The organism is Streptomyces sp. B5E4 (assembly GCF_039871555.1).
Taxonomy (GTDB): Bacteria; Actinomycetota; Actinomycetes; order Streptomycetales; family Streptomycetaceae; genus Streptomyces.
This window is the reverse complement of record NZ_JBDPMI010000026.1, coordinates 1-17,130: the sequence shown is the minus strand read 5'-3', so window position 1 is coordinate 17,130 and position 17,130 is coordinate 1. Positions and strand designations below refer to the sequence as shown.

General features: G+C 74.2%; 17 protein-coding genes. 7 read left to right on the top strand and 10 right to left on the bottom strand.

What is annotated here, in order from left to right; genetic code table 11:
* Positions 1–126: 126 nt before the first annotated feature.
* From mshD to ABGA99_RS27135, 4 genes are all read left to right on the top strand, one after another.
* The gene (mshD, locus tag ABGA99_RS27150) at positions 127–1,071 is read left to right on the top strand and encodes a mycothiol synthase (RefSeq protein ID WP_347575214.1); all 945 of its coding nucleotides are present in this window, start codon (positions 127–129) and stop codon (positions 1,069–1,071) included.
* A gap of 160 nt (positions 1,072–1,231) precedes the next feature.
* The gene (locus ABGA99_RS27145) at positions 1,232–3,493 is read left to right on the top strand and encodes an RNA degradosome polyphosphate kinase (RefSeq protein WP_347583630.1); all 2,262 of its coding nucleotides are present in this window, start codon (positions 1,232–1,234) and stop codon (positions 3,491–3,493) included.
* A 7-nt stretch (positions 3,494–3,500) separates the two neighbouring features.
* Positions 3,501–4,721, top strand: coding sequence for a hypothetical protein (locus tag ABGA99_RS27140; protein ID WP_347583629.1), 1,221 nt, complete (start codon positions 3,501–3,503; stop codon positions 4,719–4,721).
* Complete coding sequence (locus ABGA99_RS27135; RefSeq protein ID WP_347583628.1) at positions 4,718–5,152, top strand: NUDIX hydrolase; 435 nt, start codon at positions 4,718–4,720, stop codon at positions 5,150–5,152. The genes ABGA99_RS27140 and ABGA99_RS27135 overlap by 4 nt, the downstream gene beginning before the upstream one ends.
* A gap of 16 nt (positions 5,153–5,168) precedes the next feature.
* Here the strand turns inward: ABGA99_RS27135 and ABGA99_RS27130 are convergent, their stop codons facing one another.
* Complete coding sequence (locus ABGA99_RS27130) at positions 5,169–5,585, bottom strand: VOC family protein (RefSeq protein WP_347575210.1); 417 nt, start codon at positions 5,583–5,585, stop codon at positions 5,169–5,171.
* Between the two features lie 79 nt (positions 5,586–5,664).
* Here ABGA99_RS27130 and ABGA99_RS27125 point away from each other — a divergent pair, with 79 nt between their 5' ends.
* Entirely contained in the window at positions 5,665–6,288 is a 624-nt protein-coding gene (locus ABGA99_RS27125) for a TetR/AcrR family transcriptional regulator (protein WP_347575209.1), read from the top strand.
* On the opposite strand, the gene ABGA99_RS27120 is transcribed toward ABGA99_RS27125, so the two are convergent.
* The 8 genes from ABGA99_RS27120 to ABGA99_RS27085 form a co-directional block, all read right to left on the bottom strand.
* Positions 6,254–6,787, bottom strand: a complete 534-nt coding sequence (locus tag ABGA99_RS27120; protein ID WP_347575208.1) for a YbjN domain-containing protein — start codon at positions 6,785–6,787, stop codon at positions 6,254–6,256. The two genes, ABGA99_RS27125 and ABGA99_RS27120, sit on opposite strands and share 35 nt — an antisense overlap.
* Positions 6,780–8,144 carry a D-inositol-3-phosphate glycosyltransferase gene (gene mshA, locus ABGA99_RS27115; RefSeq protein ID WP_347575207.1) on the bottom strand — a complete coding sequence of 455 codons (1,365 nt, stop codon included), beginning with the start codon at positions 8,142–8,144 and terminating at the stop codon, positions 6,780–6,782. Before mshA ends, ABGA99_RS27120 begins: the two co-directional genes overlap by 8 nt.
* Before the next feature lie 349 nt (positions 8,145–8,493).
* Positions 8,494–9,351, bottom strand: a complete 858-nt coding sequence (locus ABGA99_RS27110) for a class I SAM-dependent methyltransferase (protein WP_347575206.1) — start codon at positions 9,349–9,351, stop codon at positions 8,494–8,496.
* A gap of 73 nt (positions 9,352–9,424) precedes the next feature.
* Positions 9,425–10,090: a hypothetical protein gene (locus ABGA99_RS27105; protein WP_347583627.1), complete on the bottom strand. Its 666-nt coding sequence runs from the start codon at positions 10,088–10,090 to the stop codon at positions 9,425–9,427.
* Positions 10,068–10,724 carry a hypothetical protein gene (locus ABGA99_RS27100; protein WP_347583626.1) on the bottom strand — a complete coding sequence of 219 codons (657 nt, stop codon included), beginning with the start codon at positions 10,722–10,724 and terminating at the stop codon, positions 10,068–10,070. The genes ABGA99_RS27105 and ABGA99_RS27100 overlap by 23 nt, the downstream gene beginning before the upstream one ends.
* Positions 10,712–11,899, bottom strand: coding sequence for a putative T7SS-secreted protein (locus ABGA99_RS27095; RefSeq protein ID WP_347583625.1), 1,188 nt, complete (start codon positions 11,897–11,899; stop codon positions 10,712–10,714). Before ABGA99_RS27095 ends, ABGA99_RS27100 begins: the two co-directional genes overlap by 13 nt.
* On the bottom strand, positions 11,896–12,192 hold the full coding sequence (locus ABGA99_RS27090; protein WP_347575202.1) for a hypothetical protein: 297 nt from the start codon (positions 12,190–12,192) through the stop codon (positions 11,896–11,898). Before ABGA99_RS27090 ends, ABGA99_RS27095 begins: the two co-directional genes overlap by 4 nt.
* A gap of 72 nt (positions 12,193–12,264) precedes the next feature.
* Positions 12,265–13,620 (bottom strand): MFS transporter, encoded by a 1,356-nt coding sequence (locus ABGA99_RS27085; protein WP_347575201.1) that lies wholly within the window; start codon positions 13,618–13,620, stop codon positions 12,265–12,267.
* A 140-nt stretch (positions 13,621–13,760) separates the two neighbouring features.
* On the opposite strand from ABGA99_RS27085, the gene ABGA99_RS27080 reads away from it, so the two are divergent.
* Positions 13,761–14,519 (top strand): phosphoglyceromutase, encoded by a 759-nt coding sequence (locus ABGA99_RS27080; protein ID WP_347583624.1) that lies wholly within the window; start codon positions 13,761–13,763, stop codon positions 14,517–14,519.
* 470 nt (positions 14,520–14,989) lie between these two features.
* On the opposite strand, the gene phoU is transcribed toward ABGA99_RS27080, so the two are convergent.
* Positions 14,990–15,664, bottom strand: a complete 675-nt coding sequence (gene phoU / locus ABGA99_RS27075; protein WP_347575199.1) for a phosphate signaling complex protein PhoU — start codon at positions 15,662–15,664, stop codon at positions 14,990–14,992.
* Between the two features lie 171 nt (positions 15,665–15,835).
* Here phoU and ABGA99_RS27070 point away from each other — a divergent pair, with 171 nt between their 5' ends.
* Positions 15,836–17,110 carry an ATP-binding protein gene (locus tag ABGA99_RS27070; RefSeq protein ID WP_347575198.1) on the top strand — a complete coding sequence of 425 codons (1,275 nt, stop codon included), beginning with the start codon at positions 15,836–15,838 and terminating at the stop codon, positions 17,108–17,110.
* Positions 17,111–17,130 lie beyond the last annotated feature (20 nt).

Below are 17,130 nucleotides of genomic sequence, written 5' to 3'. Positions count from 1 at the left end.
CGCCCCCTCGGCGCGACGTGGAAACACCGCTCGGCAGCTTAGGGTCGACGCGCGTAGCGTGTCTCCAACGAAGACTGAACGATTCCCCAACCTTGTCGGGCGTGCCGCTGGCCTTAGGCTTCCTCCATGACGGAGTCCGGTACGACCGACACGGGGAAGCCGCGCGGCAGGCGCATCGAGGTGCTCGACGAGCTCACGCCGTCCCAGTCCCACGCCGTGCTCGGCATCATCGACGCCGCCGCCGGGACCGACGGCCGCCAGGCCGTCTCCGAACAGGGCCGGCTCACGCTGCGCAGAGGCCACCGCGAGGGCGTCAAGCACCTCCTCCTCTACGACGGCACGGAACCCGCGGGCTACGCGCAACTGGAGGAGACCGACCCCGTCGAGCCGCCCGCCGCCGAACTGGTCGTCCACCCCGCGTACCGCCGCCGCGGCCACGGCCGCGCGCTGGGCCGCGCGCTGCTCACCGAGTCGGGACAGCGGATGCGGCTGTGGGCGCACGGCGGCCACCCCGCCGCCCGGCACCTGGCGCAGTTGCTCGGCCTCACGCTCTTCCGCGAGCTGCGTCAGCTGCGGATGCCGCTCGACGCCTACGCGGGCGAGGGCGTGCCGGAGCCGCGGCTGCCGGCGGGGGTCACGGTGCGTACGTTCCGGCCCGGCGAGGACGACGCGGAGTGGCTGGCCCTCAACGCCGCCGCCTTCGCGCACCACCCCGAGCAGGGCTCGCTCACGCAGACCGACCTGGACGACCGCATGGCGGAGCCGTGGTTCGACCCGCGCGGCTTCTTCCTCGCCGAGCGCGCCGGGAAGGCCGTCGGCTTCCACTGGACGAAGGTGCACAGCGCGGAGCACCTGGGCGAGGTGTACGTCCTGGGGGTGCACCCCGACGCCCAGGGCGGCGGGCTCGGCAAGGCGCTGACGACGATCGGGCTGCGCCATCTGGCGTACGACCGCAGCATGCCGACGGCCATGCTGTACGTCGACGCCGACAACGCCCCGGCGGTCGCGGTCTACGAGGGCATGGGCTTCCGCACCCACGAGACGGACCTGATGTACCGCACGGAGGGCTGAGGGCCCCCGGAATCCCCGGCACGGCCCGCGACCGCACACCGAGGGTTGGTCGTGTCGTTACCCTCGGTTCAACCTCAATTGCGAACATCGACGGATGCAGCGCTCCGCCGCGAATCTCTCCGCCGTGCCGGGTCGGGCCAGGACACGGGAGAATAGGGGCATGGACGACAGCTCGCCCCTCGTCACCGCCGCCCAGCCCGCGCAGCCGGCCCAGCCGTCGGTGGGCTCGATCGCCGCCCGCCGCCCGCACGCGGTGGCCCCCGCCATGCAGCGTGCGGCCCAGCAGATCGACCCGGACATCGACGCCGACGCCGACGACTACGACGGCCAGGAGGCGGACGAGGAGCTGCCCCAGGGCCGCTTCCTGGACCGGGAGCGAAGCTGGCTGGCGTTCAACGAACGGGTGCTGGAGCTGGCCGAGGATCCGGCCACCCCGCTGCTGGAGCGCGCGAACTTCCTGGCGATCTTCGCCAGCAACCTGGACGAGTTCTTCATGGTGCGCGTCGCCGGCCTCAAGCGCCGTATCGCCACCGGCGTCGCCACCCGCTCCGCCTCCGGGCTGCAGCCGCGCGAGGTGCTGGACCTGATCTGGAACCGCTCGCGCGAGCTGATGGCGCGGCACGCCGCCTGCTTCCAGCAGGACGTGCAGCCGGCGCTGGCCGACGAGGGCATCCAGCTCATCCGCTGGGCGGACCTGGGCGAGAAGGAGCAGGCCCGGCTCTTCACCCTCTTCCGGCAGCAGATCTACCCGGTGCTGACGCCGCTGGCCGTCGACCCGGCGCACCCGTTCCCGTACATATCGGGACTGTCCCTGAACCTCGCGGTCGTCGTCCGCAACCCCGTCAGCGGCCACCGGCACTTCGCCCGCGTCAAGGTGCCGCCGCTGCTGCCGCGGTTCCTGGAGACGGCCACGGTCGGCGGGGCCCAGCGGTTCGTACCGCTGGAGGACGTCATCGCGGCCCACCTCGAAGACCTCTTCCCGGGCATGGAGGTCCTCGCCCACCACACCTTCCGGGTCACGCGCAACGAGGACCTGGAGGTCGAGGAGGACGACGCGGAGAACCTGCTGAAGGCGCTGGAGAAGGAGCTGATGCGGCGCCGCTTCGGGCCGCCGGTGCGGCTGGAGGTGGAGGAGTCCATCGACCCGTACGTGCTGGACCTGCTGGTCCGCGAGCTGAAGATCTCCGAGGCCGAGGTCTATCCGCTGCCGGGCCCGCTCGACCTCACCGGGCTCTTCGGCATCGCCGCGCAGGACCGGCCGGAGCTGAAGTACCCGAAGTTCGTCGCCGGCACGCACCGCGACCTCGCCGAGGTCGAGTCGGCGTCCGCGCCGGACGTCTTCGGGGCGCTGCGCGAGCGCGACGTGCTGCTGCACCACCCCTACGACTCCTTCTCCACCTCCGTCCAGGCGTTCCTGGAGCAGGCGGCGGCGGACCCGGACGTGCTGGCCATCAAGCAGACGCTGTACCGCACGTCGGGCGACTCGCCGATCGTCGACGCCCTCATCGACGCGGCGGAGAGCGGCAAGCAGGTGCTGGTGCTGGTGGAGCTGAAGGCGCGCTTCGACGAGCAGGCGAACATCAAGTGGGCGCGGAAGCTGGAGGAGGCGGGCTGCCATGTCGTGTACGGGCTCGTCGGGCTGAAGACGCACTGCAAGCTGTCGCTGGTCGTACGGCAGGAGGGCGAGACCCTGCGCCGCTACAGCCACGTCGGCACCGGCAACTACCACCCGAAGACGGCGCGGCTCTACGAGGACCTGGGCCTGCTGACCGCCGACGCGCAGGTGGGCGCGGACCTCTCCGACCTGTTCAACCGGCTCTCCGGCTACTCGCGGCGGGAGAACTACCGCCGGCTGCTGGTGGCGCCCACGTCGGTGCGCGAGGGCCTGGTCCACCGGATCCACCGCGAGATCACGCACCACCGGGCCGGGCAGACCGCGTACGTCCGCATCAAGGTCAACTCGATCGTCGACGAGGCGGTCATCGACGCCTGCTACCGGGCGTCGATGGCGGGCGTGCCGGTCGACATCTGGGTGCGCGGCATCTGCGCGGTGCGTCCCGGGGTCCCGGGCCTGTCGGAGAACATCCGGGTACGCAGCGTCCTGGGCCGGTTCCTGGAGCACTCCCGGGTCTTCGCCTTCGGCAACGGGGGCGAGCCGGAGGTGTGGTTCGGCAGCGCCGACATGATGCACCGCAACCTCGACCGGCGCATCGAGGCGCTGGTCCGGGTCGCGGACCCGGCGCACCGGGAGGCGCTGAACCGGCTGCTGGAGACGGGCATGTCCGACACGGTCGACTCCTGGCACCTGGACTCGAACGGCGACTGGACGCGCAACGCGGTGGACGACGCGGGCAACCGGCTGGGGAACGTACAGGAAATGCTCATCGACGCCCGGAGGCGCCGGCGTGTCATCGCCGCATGAGACATCCGTGACGGCCACGGCGGCGCCGGGCACCGCCCCGCTCGCCGCGGGCGAGGTGCTGACGCGGTACCTGAGCACGCAGGCCACCGAACTGCTCCGCGGCCTGCGGGACCTCCCGGCCCAGGAGACGGGCGCCGAGGCGAGCGCCGCGACTCTCGCGGGCGCGGTCCACGACGCGGCGTTCCGCATCGCGGACACGCTGGGCAGCTTCGGCCCGTTACTGGACGCGGAGTGGGCGGAGCGCCTGGAGGGCGAGCTGTACTGGCTGGGCACGACGGTGCTGCGCGAACACGTGTACGCGGCACGCCGGGACCGGCTGGTGGCGGCGCTGCGCCGGCTGTCGGGCGAGGAGGAGGCGGACCCGGCCGCCGGCGGGACGGACCTGCGGGACGGGGTCGCGGAAGCGGTCGGTACGGGGCGCGCGGGCGGCGCGGTGCCGGGGGCACGGTCCCGGGACGGGGCCGCCGGATACGCCTCCGCTGCCCCCGCCGCCACGGCTTCCCTCTCCGGGTCGGCCGGCTCACGCGCCGGCGCCTCCGCTGCCGCCCGGCCCGCGCCCGGCGGCCCGGCCGGCGCACCGCGGGCCGTCGGCGCGGCTCGGGCGGGGGCGTTGCTGGAGCGGCGGCTGGGGCTGGCGCGCAGCCGGGCGCATTCCGAGGCGCTGGATGCGCTGACGTCCGCGCGGTACCACGCGCTCGCCGACGCCGTCGCCCTGCTCGTCTCGGACGCGCCGCTGACCGGCGCCGCCCGGCGGTCCGCCGCCGCGCTGCCCGAGTACCACGACGAGCTGTGCCGGGTGCTGGCCGCCGCCGTCGCCGCGCTGCCGCTGGCGCGCGCAGGACGCCCGTACAACGCCGCCGCCCTCGCCCGCGGGCTCGCCGCCCCCCGCGCGCCCGCCGCCGACGACCGCGACGACGCCCCCTGGCGGCACGTGCACGCGCTCGTCCGCCGCGCCCGGCACACCGCGGAGATCCTTGCGGCGTGCCCGCCCGGCACCGTCCCCGTACGCCCGGCCGGCCCGCCGCTGCCCGCCGCCGGCGCCGCGCTCGACCGGGACCGCGAGGCCGTCGAGGCCGCCGCCGCGGCCGCCTCCGCCGCCGCGACGCCGCGGATCGCCCCCGCCACCGCCTACGCCCTCGGCGTACTCCACGCCGACCAGCGCCACCAGGTGGAAGCCGCGCGCTTCACCTTCGGCAGTCTCTGGCCGACGAGAGGGGAGCAGGAGTGAAGGAGCACCCGACCCACCTGATCCGCGCCGCCGGCTGCGTTCTGTGGCGTACCGCACCCGAGGCCCCCGGCGGGCTGGAGATCGCCCTCGTCCACCGCCCCGAGTACGACGACTGGTCCCACCCCAAGGGCAAGCTCAAGCAGGGCGAGGAGCCCCTGGCCGCCGCGCTCCGCGAGGTCGCCGAGGAGACCGGCATGGCCTGCGAGCCCGGCGCCCCGCTGCCCACGACGCACTACCGGGTGGCGGACGGCCGTCCCAAGGAGGTCCGCTACTGGGCCGCCCGGGCGGCCGCCGGCGTCTTCGTCCCGAACCACGAGGTGGACCGGGTCGTCTGGCTGCCGCCGGCCGCGGCCCGCCGCAAGCTGACCTACGGCCACGACCGCGCCCTCGTCGACGCGCTGCTGGCCGCCCTGCCCTCCGAGGCGGCCTGAGGGGCCGCGGCGCCGCCTACGCAGTCGCGTACTGCCCGGCGAACTCGCCCGTCGGCGCGATCGGCGTGATCACGTCGATGAGGATCCCGTTCGGGTCCGCGACGATGAAATGCCGCTGCCCGAAGTCCTCGCTGCGCAGCTCCAGCTCGGGCCGCAGCCCTTCGCGTACGACGAGCCGCTCCCACTCCGCGTCCACGTCGGCGACCTCGAAGTTGAGCAGCAGTCCCCGCGCGGCCACCCGGTGGCCCTCGGGGACCGTGGGGTGCGCGGGGTCGAGCAGGGCCAGCTCGTACGCCGGGTCGCCGGGCCGGCGCAGGCTCACGTACCAGTCGGCCTCGAAGGTGACCTCGAAGCCCATCAGCCGGACGTAGAAGTCCCGGGATTCGGTCAGCCGGCTCGTGCCGATCACGGGATAGAAACTGGTCAGCTCCATGGCCGACTCCTTTCGCGTACCATCGGTATGTCAAAACCGTAGTTCGCATACCATCGGTATGTCAAATGGGGAGGTGCGCATGACCGCGCGCGGCGGAGTCAGGGCGGAGCAACGGGCGCAGACCAGGCGGGTGCTGCTGCGCGAGAGCCGGCGGCTCTTCGCGAGCCGCGGCTACGGGGCCGTGGGGCTGGCCGAGATCGTGCGCGCGTCCGGCGTGACCAAGGGCGCGCTGTACCACCACTTCGAAGGCAAGGCGGACCTCTTCCGCGCCGTCCTGGAGGAGGTGCAGCAGGAGGTCGGCCGGCGCGTCGCGGAGGCCGCCGGACGGCACCCGGACCCGTGGGGGCAACTGACGGCCGGCTGCCGCGAGTTCCTCACCGCGAGCACGGACCCCGAGCTGCAGCGGGTCATGCTCGTCGACGGACCCGCGGTGCTGGGGTGGAGCGAGTGGCGGGCGATGGACGAGGCGGCGTCCGCGCGGCATCTGACGGAGGCGCTGACGGAGCTGGTGGCTGCGGGGGTCGTGGCGCGGCAGCCGGTGGCGCCGCTGGCGCACCTGCTGTCGGGCGCGATGAACGAGGCGGCGCTCTGGCTGGCCGCCGACGCGGGCCCCGATGATCTCGCCGCCACCTGGGCGGCGCTGGAGCGGATGCTGGACGCGCTCCGTACTACTCCGGCTGCTCCGCGCGCGTCAGGTGCGTGAACGCCTCCAGATTGCGCGTCGACTCCCCGCGCGCCGTACGCCACGCGTACTCCTTGCGGATCGCCGTCGCGAACCCCAGCTCCAGCAGCCTGTTGAAGCTGCCGTCCGCCGTCTCCAGCACCGTGCCCAGCACCCGGTCCAGCTCCTCCGGCGTCACCGCGGCCAGCGGCAGCCGCCCGACGAGGTAGATGTCGCCGTGCCGGTCGACGGCGAAACCCACCCCGTACAGCCGGGTGTTGCGCTCCAGCAGCCAGCGGTGGACGCCGGCCTCGTTCTCGTCGGGGCGGCGGATCACGAAGGCGTTCACCGACAGGGAGTGCCGGCCGGCGATGAGCTGGCAGGTGGTCGACAGCTTCCGGGTGCCGGGCAGGGAGACGACGTACGTGCCCGCCGCGGGCGACTCGTACGCGATCCCGGCCTCGCGCAGCGTGTCCTCGATGACCTCGCCCGCCGCGTCCGCCCCGCCCGCCGCCGTGTCCGTGCCCGCTGCCTCAGCCATGCGGCGATCGTAGGCGAGGTCCTACGGCATGGGGGAACCCGGCGATCGCCGCGGCGTACACGTCGGCCGTCGCACGGGCGGCGGTGTCCCAGCCGAAGCCCGCCGCGTGCCCGGCCGCCGCCGCGCCCATCCGGTCCGCCAGCGCCGCGTCGGCGGCGAGCCGCCCCAGCGCGTCGGCGAAGTCCGCCGGGTCGTGGCCGTCGACCAGCAGCCCCGTGACCCCGTCGCGCACCGCGACCGGCAGCCCGCCGACCGCCGCGGCCACCACCGGCGTGCCGCACGCCTGCGCCTCCAGCGCGACCAGCCCGAACGACTCGCTGTACGACGGCATCACCAGCACCGACGCCGCCCGGAACCAGCGCGCCAGCGCCTCCTGCGCCACCGGCGGCGTGAACCGTACGACATCACAGATGCCCAGCCGCGCCGCCAGCTTCTGCAGCGCCTCCGGCCTGGCCAGCCCGCTCCCGCTCGGCCCGCCCACCACCGGCACCACCAGCCGCTCGCGCAACGCCGGCTCCCGTTCCAGGAGCAGCGCGACGGCGCGCAGCAGCACGTCGGGGGCTTTGAGCGGCTGTATGCGGCCGGCGAACAGCGGCACGAAGGCGCCCTGCGGCAGCCCGAGCGCGGCGCGGGCCTCGGCGCGGGAGTCGCCGCGCGACACGGCGGAGGCGCCGACGGCGCCCGGGCCGGCGGGGCGGAAGACGTCGAGGTTCACGCCGGGGCGCACGATGGCGACGCGGGCGGGGTCGGCGTCGTAGTGGTGGATCAGGTCGTGGGCCTCGTCGTCGGTGTTGGCGATGAGCCGGTCCGCGGTCCGCACGATCTGGCTCTCGCCGATGACGCGGGCGGGCGGCTCGGCGCTGTCGCCGGTGGCGAGGGCGGCGTTCTTGACCTTGGCCATCGTGTGCATGGCGTGCACGAGCGGCACGCCCCAGCGCTCGGCGGCGAGCCAGCCGACGTGGCCGGAGAGCCAGTAGTGGGAGTGCACGAGGTCGTAGTAGCCGGGGCGGTGACCGGCCTCGGCCTGCATCACGCCGTGCGTGAACGCGCAGAGCTGCGCGGGCAGGTCCTCCTTGGCCAGCCCTTCGTACGGCCCCGCGTCCACATGCCGTACGAGCACGCCGGGCGCCAGCTCGACGACCGGTGGGAGGGCGGCGGTGGTGGCGCGGGTGAAGACCTCGACCTCGACGCCGATCTCGGCGAGCCGGCGGGCCAGCTCGACGATGTAGACGTTCATGCCCCCGGCGTCGCCGGTTCCCGGCTGATGGAGGGGCGAGGTGTGCACGGAGAGCATGGCGACGCGACGCGGCCGCCGGTGCCGCGCAAGCGCGCGGAGCCGGGAGAGGTGGTGGCTCACGGCTGCAGTTTCCTCCTCGGACTCGCCGTCATCCCCGCCGTCCTGGAAGGAACACCGGCGTGGAGGGCTTCATTCCCGGGGTGACGGGGGCGGATCGGGGAGGGTCGTCGCGAGAGCGGCACGGCCGCCCGGCGGGGTACGGGCCTGGGTCTGCCGCCGGCGGTGGCAGGGCCGGGGGCCCCGCCGCAGGCCGGATGTTCTCGGCCTGGCAGCGCGCGACCGCCGCGCGGCGGACGCCTGCGCGGGCGCCCTTCGGCAACACCGCCGCGCGGCTGCGCGCGGACGTCCGCCTGCCCCTTGCCCCTCTCGTGTCCGTGAGGTCCCGCCCGCGCACCCGACCGCAGGCGGGCTACGCCCAGCCGCGCGGGGCCACCGCCGCCCACGGCAGCGTCAGCTCGCCCTGGCGCCAGCGGCCCGGGCCGTCGGTCAGGGGCCAGTTCGCCGACAGGGCGCTCGCCGTACGGATCCAGCGTTGCCGCGCGCCCAGGGGGGCGTACGGGGCCGCCACCGACCAGGCGCGGTCGAAGTCGCGGAGGAAGGCGTGCACCGGCTCACCCGGGACGTTGCGGTGGATGAGCGCCTTGGGCAGCCGCTCCGCCAGGTCCGAGGGTGCGGCCAGGGTCGCCAGGTGGGCGGCGAAGGTGACGGTCCGGGGGCCCTCCCGGCCTAGCGCCACCCACACGTGCCGCCGGCCGGCCTCGTCGCAGGTGCCCTCCACCAGCAGCCCGTCCGGGCCGAGCCGGGCCGTGAGCCGCGCCCACGCCGCCGGGACCTCCTCCTCGCCGTACTGCCGCAGCACGTTGGCCGCCCGGATCAGCGCCGGGCGGGCGCCCCCGGGCAGCGGGACCTCGAAACCGCCGCGCAGGAACGTCAGCCCCTCGCGCGCGTACGGACGGGCCGCCGCCACCCGCTCCGGGTCGATCTCCACGCCCGCGACCTCGGCCCGCGGGCAGGCCGTACGCAGCCGTTCCAGCAGCTCCACGGCGGTCCAGGGGGCGGCGCCGTACCCGAGGTCGACGGCGACGGCCCGGCCCTCGGCGCGCGCGGTACGGCGCAGGGCGGCGCCGTGGGCGGCGGCGATCCAGCGGTCCATGCGGCGCAGCCGGTTGGGGTTGGTCGTCCCGCGGGTCGCGGACCCGACCGGGCGCGCGGGGCGGGCGGACCGCGCGTGGGACGCGGACTGCCCGGGCCGCTGCGGGGACACCATGCGTCCAGCGTACGAGCCGCCCACCGCCCCCCGCCCCCGGGCGGCCCCGGCCCCACGGCAGCTCCTCCCCGGGTCAGCGCGGGACCCGTACCCCTGCCGTCCGCAGCGCCGCGATCAGTTCCCTGCGGTGCGGTGTGCGGAGTTGCACCGCACCGCCGGACCGCAGGTGCACGTCCACGCAGCCCTGGACCGGCCACGTGCCCGGCTGGTCCACCGCGCCCAGCAGGGTCGCGAGCGGGACGTCCAGTGCCGCGCCGTCCGCGCCGCGGAGCAGCAGCGCGTCCCGGGTCACGGCGACCGCGCCCGGCTGCTGCGGGCCGCGGTCCCAGGCCGCGGGCTCCGTGGCGTACGCGGCGTCCGGCGAGGCGGTGTTCAGCCCGTAGCGGACGGGCAGCGCCCGCTCCGCGCCGGCCAGCGCCGCGCACGCCGGTGCCGCGGCAGCCGCGAGCGCGCGGTCCGCCCGGCGGCGTACGACCAGCGCGCACGGCAGCAGCAGCGCCACCACCCCGGCCCCGATCCCCGCCGCGACCGCGACGTTCGCGACGATCCCCGGGGCCAGCACCACCGCCGCGCCGAACGCCGCCACCACCGGCGCGACCATCACCGCGAGCAGCAGCACCCTGCGCCCCTGCGGCGTCCCCTGTTCCGGCCGCGCCAGCAACTCCCGCATCAGCAGCCGGTTGCGCGCGACGACCTCCGCCGGGCTCGCCGAGCCGCTACCCCGCGGTCCCGTGCCCATCCGATGCCTCGGCCACGAACGCCGACCGGCCCGCGATCACCGCCACCAGACCCGCCAACTCGCCGGCCTGCAGCGGGTTCAGGCTCGTCCCGACGACCAGCAGCCCCAGCCCGCCCCCCGCCGGCGTGGCCAGCGCCCCCGCGAGGCCCACCTGCACGGGGTCCTCGCCGACGCCCTCGACGCCCTCCGCCGCAGCCCGCGGCAGCGCCGGCTGCGCCACGAAGCCGAACCCCATCCCCATGTCCGTCGCGTACGCCTCCGTGTAGGCCGGCGCCGCGCCGTAGTGCTCCGCGAACACCGACGTCATCAGCTCGCCCAGGTCCAGGTCCGAGGGGCTCTCCGGCACCTCCACGACGCCCGCGAACACCAGCCATGCCGCCTGCTCCCCGCTGCTCGGCAGCGGCGCCGTGACGATGCCGTTCATCAGCACCCCGTCCGCGTACAGCACGTCGTGCCACGCGAGCAGCGCGTCGGTGAACTGCTCCCGCCGCTCCGCCGCCGTCCGCGGGTACGTCAGTCGCACCAGCTCCGCGCAGCGGGTGCGGGTCGCCTCGCGGTCGCCGCCGTCGGCCATCAGGTCGAACCAGTCGGCCGGGGCGTACAACTGGATCCGGCCCGGGGTCAGCGTGCCCATGGCGCCACCGTCTCCCTGTTCGTCAGCGGGCCGAAGTCCCAGGTGAGGAGCTTCCCGGCGGTCTCGATGGTGTCGTGCGAGCCCTCGGCGGTGAAGGCGTTGCCGGTCCAGGTGGTGAAGTACTGCCCGGTGCGCATGCCGAACTCGCGCACGCTCATGCTGTACGAGGCCCCGCGGGCGAGCTGGAAGTAGCCCTGCGGCAGCTCCATGGCGGGCAGCCGGCCGCCGAGTTGGGCGACCATGCGCGTCGGCTGGTTGCCTGCCTTCGCGGCGGCCAGGATCTCGTCGCCGAAGCGGGCGCCGAGCTTGCCGAGGCCGAAGCCGACGGCGTCGAGGATGACGTCCTTGGTGGTGAGGGCCTTGAGGAAGCTGCCGGTGGTGCCGACCGCGGAGAGGTAGTGCGCGACGAGCGCGACGCCCGCGAGCGCGAGCGAGGCGGCGCCGAGGAACTGCAGCCCGGGGACGAGCGCGAGGAGTCCGGTGACGGTGCTGAGCAGGCCGGCGATGTCGCCGAGCGTCTTGAAGAGCGGGGCCAGCTCCGCGAGCGTGCCCATCGGGTCCGTCACGGCCTGGCCGATGGCCTCCAGCGCCCCGCCGACGGCGTCGCCCAGCTTGTCCCAGAAGCCGGGCTCGTTGGGGGCGATGTCGAGGGCCTTCTGCAGCCGGGCGGCGGCGTCGCGGCCTTCCTGCTCGTAGTCGTCCTGGAGGCTGCGCGCCCGGCGGCGTACGTCGGCGAGGGGGTCCTCGCCGGAGTCGGAACCCCCGGATCCCGGCCCCGAGCCCTCGCCCTCCTCGTCCTTCTTCTCCTCTTCCTTCTTCGCCTCCGCGTCCGCCGTCCGCTTCAGCTCCGCGGCCTCGTCCTCCAGCCGCGCCGCCGCCCGCTGCCGGCGGTCGATGTTCTCGGCCCAGTCGGTGAGCACCGTACGGGCGGTGGAGAAGGCGCTGTACGCGTCCTTCACCTTCGGGCGGAAGTCGTCTGCCAGCAGCGCCCGGAAGGCGTCCGCGGCCTTGCCGCGCCAGTCGCCCTCGTCGGCGCCCTCCAGGACCCGGCATATCTCGCCCAGGGCGTCGGAGGTACGGCGGACGGTGGCGGCGGTGTCCTTGGCCGTCTCGAAGTCGCCGGGGCAGGGCACGAAGCCCAGCGTGGGGTAATCCGCGGCGGTGGGTGCGCTCACTTCTGCGCCGCCTCGGAGAGCGCGGCGGCCAGGTCCTTGTCGAGGTCGGCGAAGCCCTTCTCGATCTGGTCGAGCGCCTCCACCGCGCCCTTGGCGAACTTACGCAACTGGCCGAACCCGTACGACCACTCGTCGCCGAACTCGTCCATGCGCCGCTCCAGCGCGCTCGCCCCCATGGCCTTGGCGTCCACGTCCGCCATCGCGCGGGCCGGCTTGTCCAGGACTTCGCCGATGTGGGCGAGGTTGTGGCGGACGCGTGTGAGCATCTCGTTGTCGATGTACAGGTCGGACACGTGCGTCCCCCTCGGACCGGAATGGCGGGCTCTTCCGAGGGGCAGACGCTACCCGTGTGACGCGTGGGGCTGCTACATCGGTCTGCCCGACGATTCTTCGACGACGTTTCCGGCCGACTCCACGACCGCCTTCGCGGCCGGATCCCCCACCGGTTCCCCGGTCTTGGCGGGCCCGCCCACCGGCGCGACGACCGGCTCGGCCACCGGTTCCATGACCGGGTCCTCCGTCGGCAGCCCCCGCATCAGCAGCGCGTACCCCGCCGCCGCCACCGTGCCCACCGCCGCGCACCCCGCCCACAGCCAGCCCGCCCCGGCCCTGTCGATGACCCACCCGCCCAGCAGCGGCGCGGCCAGCGACGCGACGGCCCAGGACGTGGTGTACATGCCCTGGTACCGCCCGCGGCCGTGGACGGGGGAGAGGCGGACGACGATGCTGGTCTGCGTCGGGGCGTTGACGATCTCGCCGAGCGTCCAGACGCAGACGACCAGCGCGTACACCGCGACCGACCCGGCGAAGACGTTGAGCCCGAACCCGTACCCCGCCAGCAGCGAGGAGACGATCAGCAGCATGCGCGGGTCGCGGTGCTCGATGAACCGGGTCACGGGTATCTGCATGACGACGATCAGCACGCCGTTCACGGCGATGGCGAGCCCGAAGTCCGAGCTGGAGAAGCCCTGGTCGCCCATCGCCACCGGCAGCGAGACGTACGCCTGCATGAAGATGAGCGCGATCAGGAACGACAGCCCGACGACCCCCATGAACCGCCGGTCGCGCACCACCGTGCCCAGGCTGACGGAGTCGGCCGCCTCGCCCGCGGCGCCCGCGGGGTGCTCCGGCCGGGACTCCGGGAGCTTGACGAAGACGAGGATCGCGCAGACGAGGGTCAGGACGCCCTCGATGAGGAAGCCGGCCCGGTAGCTGTACTCGGCGATGAAGCCGGCGCCGGCGGAGGAGATCGCGAAGCCCAGGTTGACCGCCCAGTAGTTGAGCGAGAAGGCCCGTACCCGATCCGCCGGCGGGACGATGTCCGCCATCATCGCCTGCACCGCGGGCCGGGAGGCGTTGGACGCCATGCCGACGGCGAAGGCGACGGCGGGGATGGCCACGGGGTGACTGGTGAAGCCGAGGGCGGCGACGGTCACGGCGGTCGAGGACTGCGCGAGCATCAGCGTGGGGCGGCGCCCGAGGCGGTCGGCGAGCACGCCGCCGCCGAGCGAGGAGATCACGCCGCCGAGCCCGTACAGCGCGGCGACCAGACCGGCGTACGAGGCGGAGTGGCCGCGCTCCTGGGTGAGGTAGAGGGCCATGAAGGTGGCGACGAAGCCGCCGAGCCGGTTGACGAGCGTGGACGTCCACAGCCACCAGAACTCGCGCGGCAGACCGGAGACGGTCTCGCGGGCGGCGCGTCCGATGCGGGTGACGGGCACGGCGGAACCCCCGGATGTAAGTGGCGCGATCAATGAGGGGATGTTACGAAGCAGGGGCGCGGTTGCGCCACCGAATTGACGGCTGCCGTCAATCCGGGCCCGCGGGGGAGGGGACCGGCCACTCGATTAGGCTCGGAGCCATGGCCGACGCACCGTACAAGCTGATCCTCCTCCGCCACGGAGAGAGCGACTGGAACGCCAAGAACCTGTTCACCGGCTGGGTGGACGTGAACCTCACCGACAAGGGCGAGAAGGAGGCGGTGCGCGGCGGCGAGCTGCTGCGCGAGGCCGGCTGGCTGCCGGACGTCGTCCACACGTCGCTGCTCAAGCGCGCCATCAGGACCGCGAACCTGTCGCTGGCCGCCTGCGACCGGCACTGGATCCCGGTCGCCCGCTCCTGGCGGCTCAACGAGCGGCACTACGGCGCGCTGCAGGGCAAGGACAAGGCGCAGACGCTCGCCGAGTTCGGCGAGGAGCAGTTCATGACCTGGCGCCGCTCGTACGACACGCCCCCGCCGCCGATCGCCGACGACAGCGAGTTCTCGCAGGCGCACGACGCGCGCTACGCGCACATCCCCAGCGAGCTGCGGCCGAAGACCGAGTGCCTGAAGGACGTGCTGGAGCGGGCCCTGCCGTACTGGTACGACAGCATCGTGCCGGACCTCCAGGCCGGCCGGACGGTGCTCGTCGCGGCCCACGGCAACAGCCTGCGGGCGCTGGTCAAGCACCTCGACGGCATCTCCGACGAGGAGATCCCGGGCCTGAACATCCCCACCGGCATCCCGCTGGCGTACGAGCTGGACGCCGACCTCCACCCGGTCGGCAGCGGCGGCACGTACCTCGACCCGGAGGCGGCCGCCTCGGCCATACAGGCCGTGGCCAACCAGGGCAAGAAGTAGCGCGGCCGGCGGCACACGTACACCGCAGCCCCTGCCCGGCGTCGTCAGGGCAGGGGCTGCGGGCGTCTCGTCGCAGGCGTCGTCCGGCGGCTCAGCCGCAGCTCCCGCCGCACTGGCACGACCCGCCCGACTGGCACCCGCAGGAGCAGCCGGGGCCGCAGGAGCAGGAGCTGAGCTTCGGCAGCGGGGTCATCTTCGGGCGCATCCGCGGCGGCCGTGCCGTGGCGCGCGGGTCGGCACGGGTGCGGGAGGTGAACTCTTCCGGCATGCGGGACCTCCTAGCAGGGGTGTTCCCTTCCACCAGGAGGCTGCCCCGGCGTCCGGGGCGCACATGCGGGCGCGCGGATGCATCTGCGGCCGTCGTACGGCCGTACGCCCCGGAAGCCGCGCCCGGCGCGTGAGCCGCCGCCGGGCGCGCCCGGCGCGCGCGGGGTCCGTGCCCCCGCGCTCCGGGCCCTACGCCCCTTCGGCTACGCCCCTTCGACCGATGCCGCGCTCAGCTCGTCGGCGTGCTCGCCGGTCACCAGATACACCACCCGGCGGGCACAGGACACGGCGTGATCGGCGAAGCGCTCGTAGTAGCGGCCGATCAGGGTCACGTCCACCGCGGTCTCGATGCCGTGCTTCCAGCGGTCGTCCATCAGGTGCTGGAAGATCTTGCGGTGCAGGTAGTCCATCCGGTCGTCGTCCTGCTCCAGCTCCAGCGCCAGGTCGACGTTCTTGGTGGTGACGACCTCCGCGGTCTTCGCCATCAGCCGCTGCGCGAGCTGCCCCATCTCCAGGACCGTGGCGTGCAGGTCGTCGGGGATGCAGCGGCCGGGGTAGCGCAGCCGGGCGAGCTTGGCGACGTGCTTGGCCAGATCGCCGGCGCGCTCCAGGTCGGCGCTCATCCGCAGCGACGTCACCACGATGCGCAGGTCCGTGGCCACGGGCTGCTGCCGGGCGAGCAGCTGGATGGCCCGCGTCTCCAGCTCCCGCTGCAGGTCGTCCACCTTCTCGTCGCCCGCGATCACGCTCTCGGCGAGTTGCAGGTCGGCGTCGAGCAGGGCTGCCGTGGCACGGCCCATGGCGGAGCCGACCAGCCGGGCCATGTCGACAAGGCCCTCGCCGATCGAGTCGAGCTCCTCGTGGTAAGAGTCGCGCATCCCAGTGTCCCGTCCATCCTCTATGCCGATTTATGCAGCATCCACCATGCAGGGGACGATGCGCCACTTAGTGAATCGAGACCGACCTCAGGGTGAACTCTTGGCGACCAGTGTTCGAGACGGCACCCGGATGGCTGTGGAAGGGGTGCACGAGGTGCCTAACCTGGAGTCATGGACGTGAACGCGGCGGTCGCCGCGGCGGCAGCGATCGCCGGGCTGTGCACCGGCGTCATCGCCGTGCTCGCGTTCCGGTGGAGCGAGCGTGAGCAGACCAGGCCCACGCGCACCTCGCTGCACACGGACGCGGTGCTGCCGCCCGGCGTGGACACCGTCCTGTCCGTCCTGCGCTCCTCCGCCGTCGTGCTCGACGAGGACGACGCCGTCGTCAAGGCCAGCTCCGCGGCGTACGCCCTGGGGCTCGTCCGCGGCGGCCGGCTGGCGGTGGAGCCGATGCTGGCCATGGCCCGCGACACCCGGCGCGACGGCGAGATACGGCAGGTCGAGCTGGACCTGCCCCGGCGCAGCGGCCGCGGCGAGGCGCTGGCGGTCTCCGCCCGCGTCGCCCCGCTCGGCTCCCGGCTCGTCCTGCTGCTCGTCGAGGACATGACCGAGGCCCGGCGCATCGAGGCCGTCCGCCGCGACTTCGTCGCGAACGTCAGCCACGAGCTGAAGACCCCCGTCGGCGCGCTGTCCCTGCTCTCCGAGGCGGTCATGGACGCCGCCGACGACCCCGAGGCCGTCGAGCGGTTCGCGGGCCGGATGCAGGGCGAGGCGACCCGGCTGACGAGCCTCGTCCAGGAGCTGATCGACCTCTCCCGGGTGCAGAACGACGACCCGCTGGAGGACGCCGAGCCGGTACGGATCGACGAGCTGGTCGGCGAGGCCATCGAGCGGTGCCGGCAGCAGGCCGGCGCCAAGCAGATAACCATCGCCACCGGCGGCACGGCCGGCCTCCACATCTGGGGCCACCGCGGCCAGCTCGCCGCGGCCCTGGGCAATCTGGTGGAGAACGCCGTGAACTACAGCCCGGCCCGTACCAGGGTCGGCATCGCGGCCCGCCGGCTGCCCGCCCCGGGCGGCAACCTGATCGAGATCGCGGTCACCGACCAGGGGATCGGCATCTCCGAGAAGGACCGCGAGCGGGTCTTCGAGCGCTTCTACCGGGTCGACCCGGCACGCTCGCGGGCCACCGGCGGGACCGGGCTCGGTCTCGCCATCGTCAAGCACGTGGCCGCCTCGCACGGCGGGGAGGTCACGGTGTGGAGCGCTGAGGGCCAGGGCTCCACGTTCACCCTGCGGCTACCCGAGGCCGCACGTCCGAAGACCGGCCGGCCCGACACCGGCCGCAGCGGCGCTCTCATCGGCCCGGAGGACCTCGACGGCGAGGACCGGCTCCGGCTCGGCGGGACCGACGCGTCAGACACAGCTCCGGAGGTCATTCCGTGACCCGCGTGGCCCACCCCCCG

Coding starts and splice junctions, on each gene's coding strand:
- ABGA99_RS27105 (WP_347583627.1), bottom strand. CDS start 10,090: ATGGGCACGGGACCGCGGGGTAGCGGCTCGGCGAGCCCGGCGGAGGTC.
- ABGA99_RS27120 (WP_347575208.1), bottom strand. CDS start 6,787: ATGGCTGAGGCAGCGGGCACGGACACGGCGGCGGGCGGGGCGGACGCG.
- ABGA99_RS27130 (WP_347575210.1), bottom strand. CDS start 5,585: ATGGAGCTGACCAGTTTCTATCCCGTGATCGGCACGAGCCGGCTGACC.
- ABGA99_RS27145 (WP_347583630.1), top strand. CDS start 1,232: ATGGACGACAGCTCGCCCCTCGTCACCGCCGCCCAGCCCGCGCAGCCG.
- ABGA99_RS27125 (WP_347575209.1), top strand. CDS start 5,665: ATGACCGCGCGCGGCGGAGTCAGGGCGGAGCAACGGGCGCAGACCAGG.
- ABGA99_RS27100 (WP_347583626.1), bottom strand. CDS start 10,724: ATGGGCACGCTGACCCCGGGCCGGATCCAGTTGTACGCCCCGGCCGAC.
- mshD (WP_347575214.1), top strand. CDS start 127: ATGACGGAGTCCGGTACGACCGACACGGGGAAGCCGCGCGGCAGGCGC.
- ABGA99_RS27110 (WP_347575206.1), bottom strand. CDS start 9,351: ATGGTGTCCCCGCAGCGGCCCGGGCAGTCCGCGTCCCACGCGCGGTCC.
- ABGA99_RS27070 (WP_347575198.1), top strand. CDS start 15,836: ATGGACGTGAACGCGGCGGTCGCCGCGGCGGCAGCGATCGCCGGGCTG.
- ABGA99_RS27080 (WP_347583624.1), top strand. CDS start 13,761: ATGGCCGACGCACCGTACAAGCTGATCCTCCTCCGCCACGGAGAGAGC.
- phoU (WP_347575199.1), bottom strand. CDS start 15,664: ATGCGCGACTCTTACCACGAGGAGCTCGACTCGATCGGCGAGGGCCTT.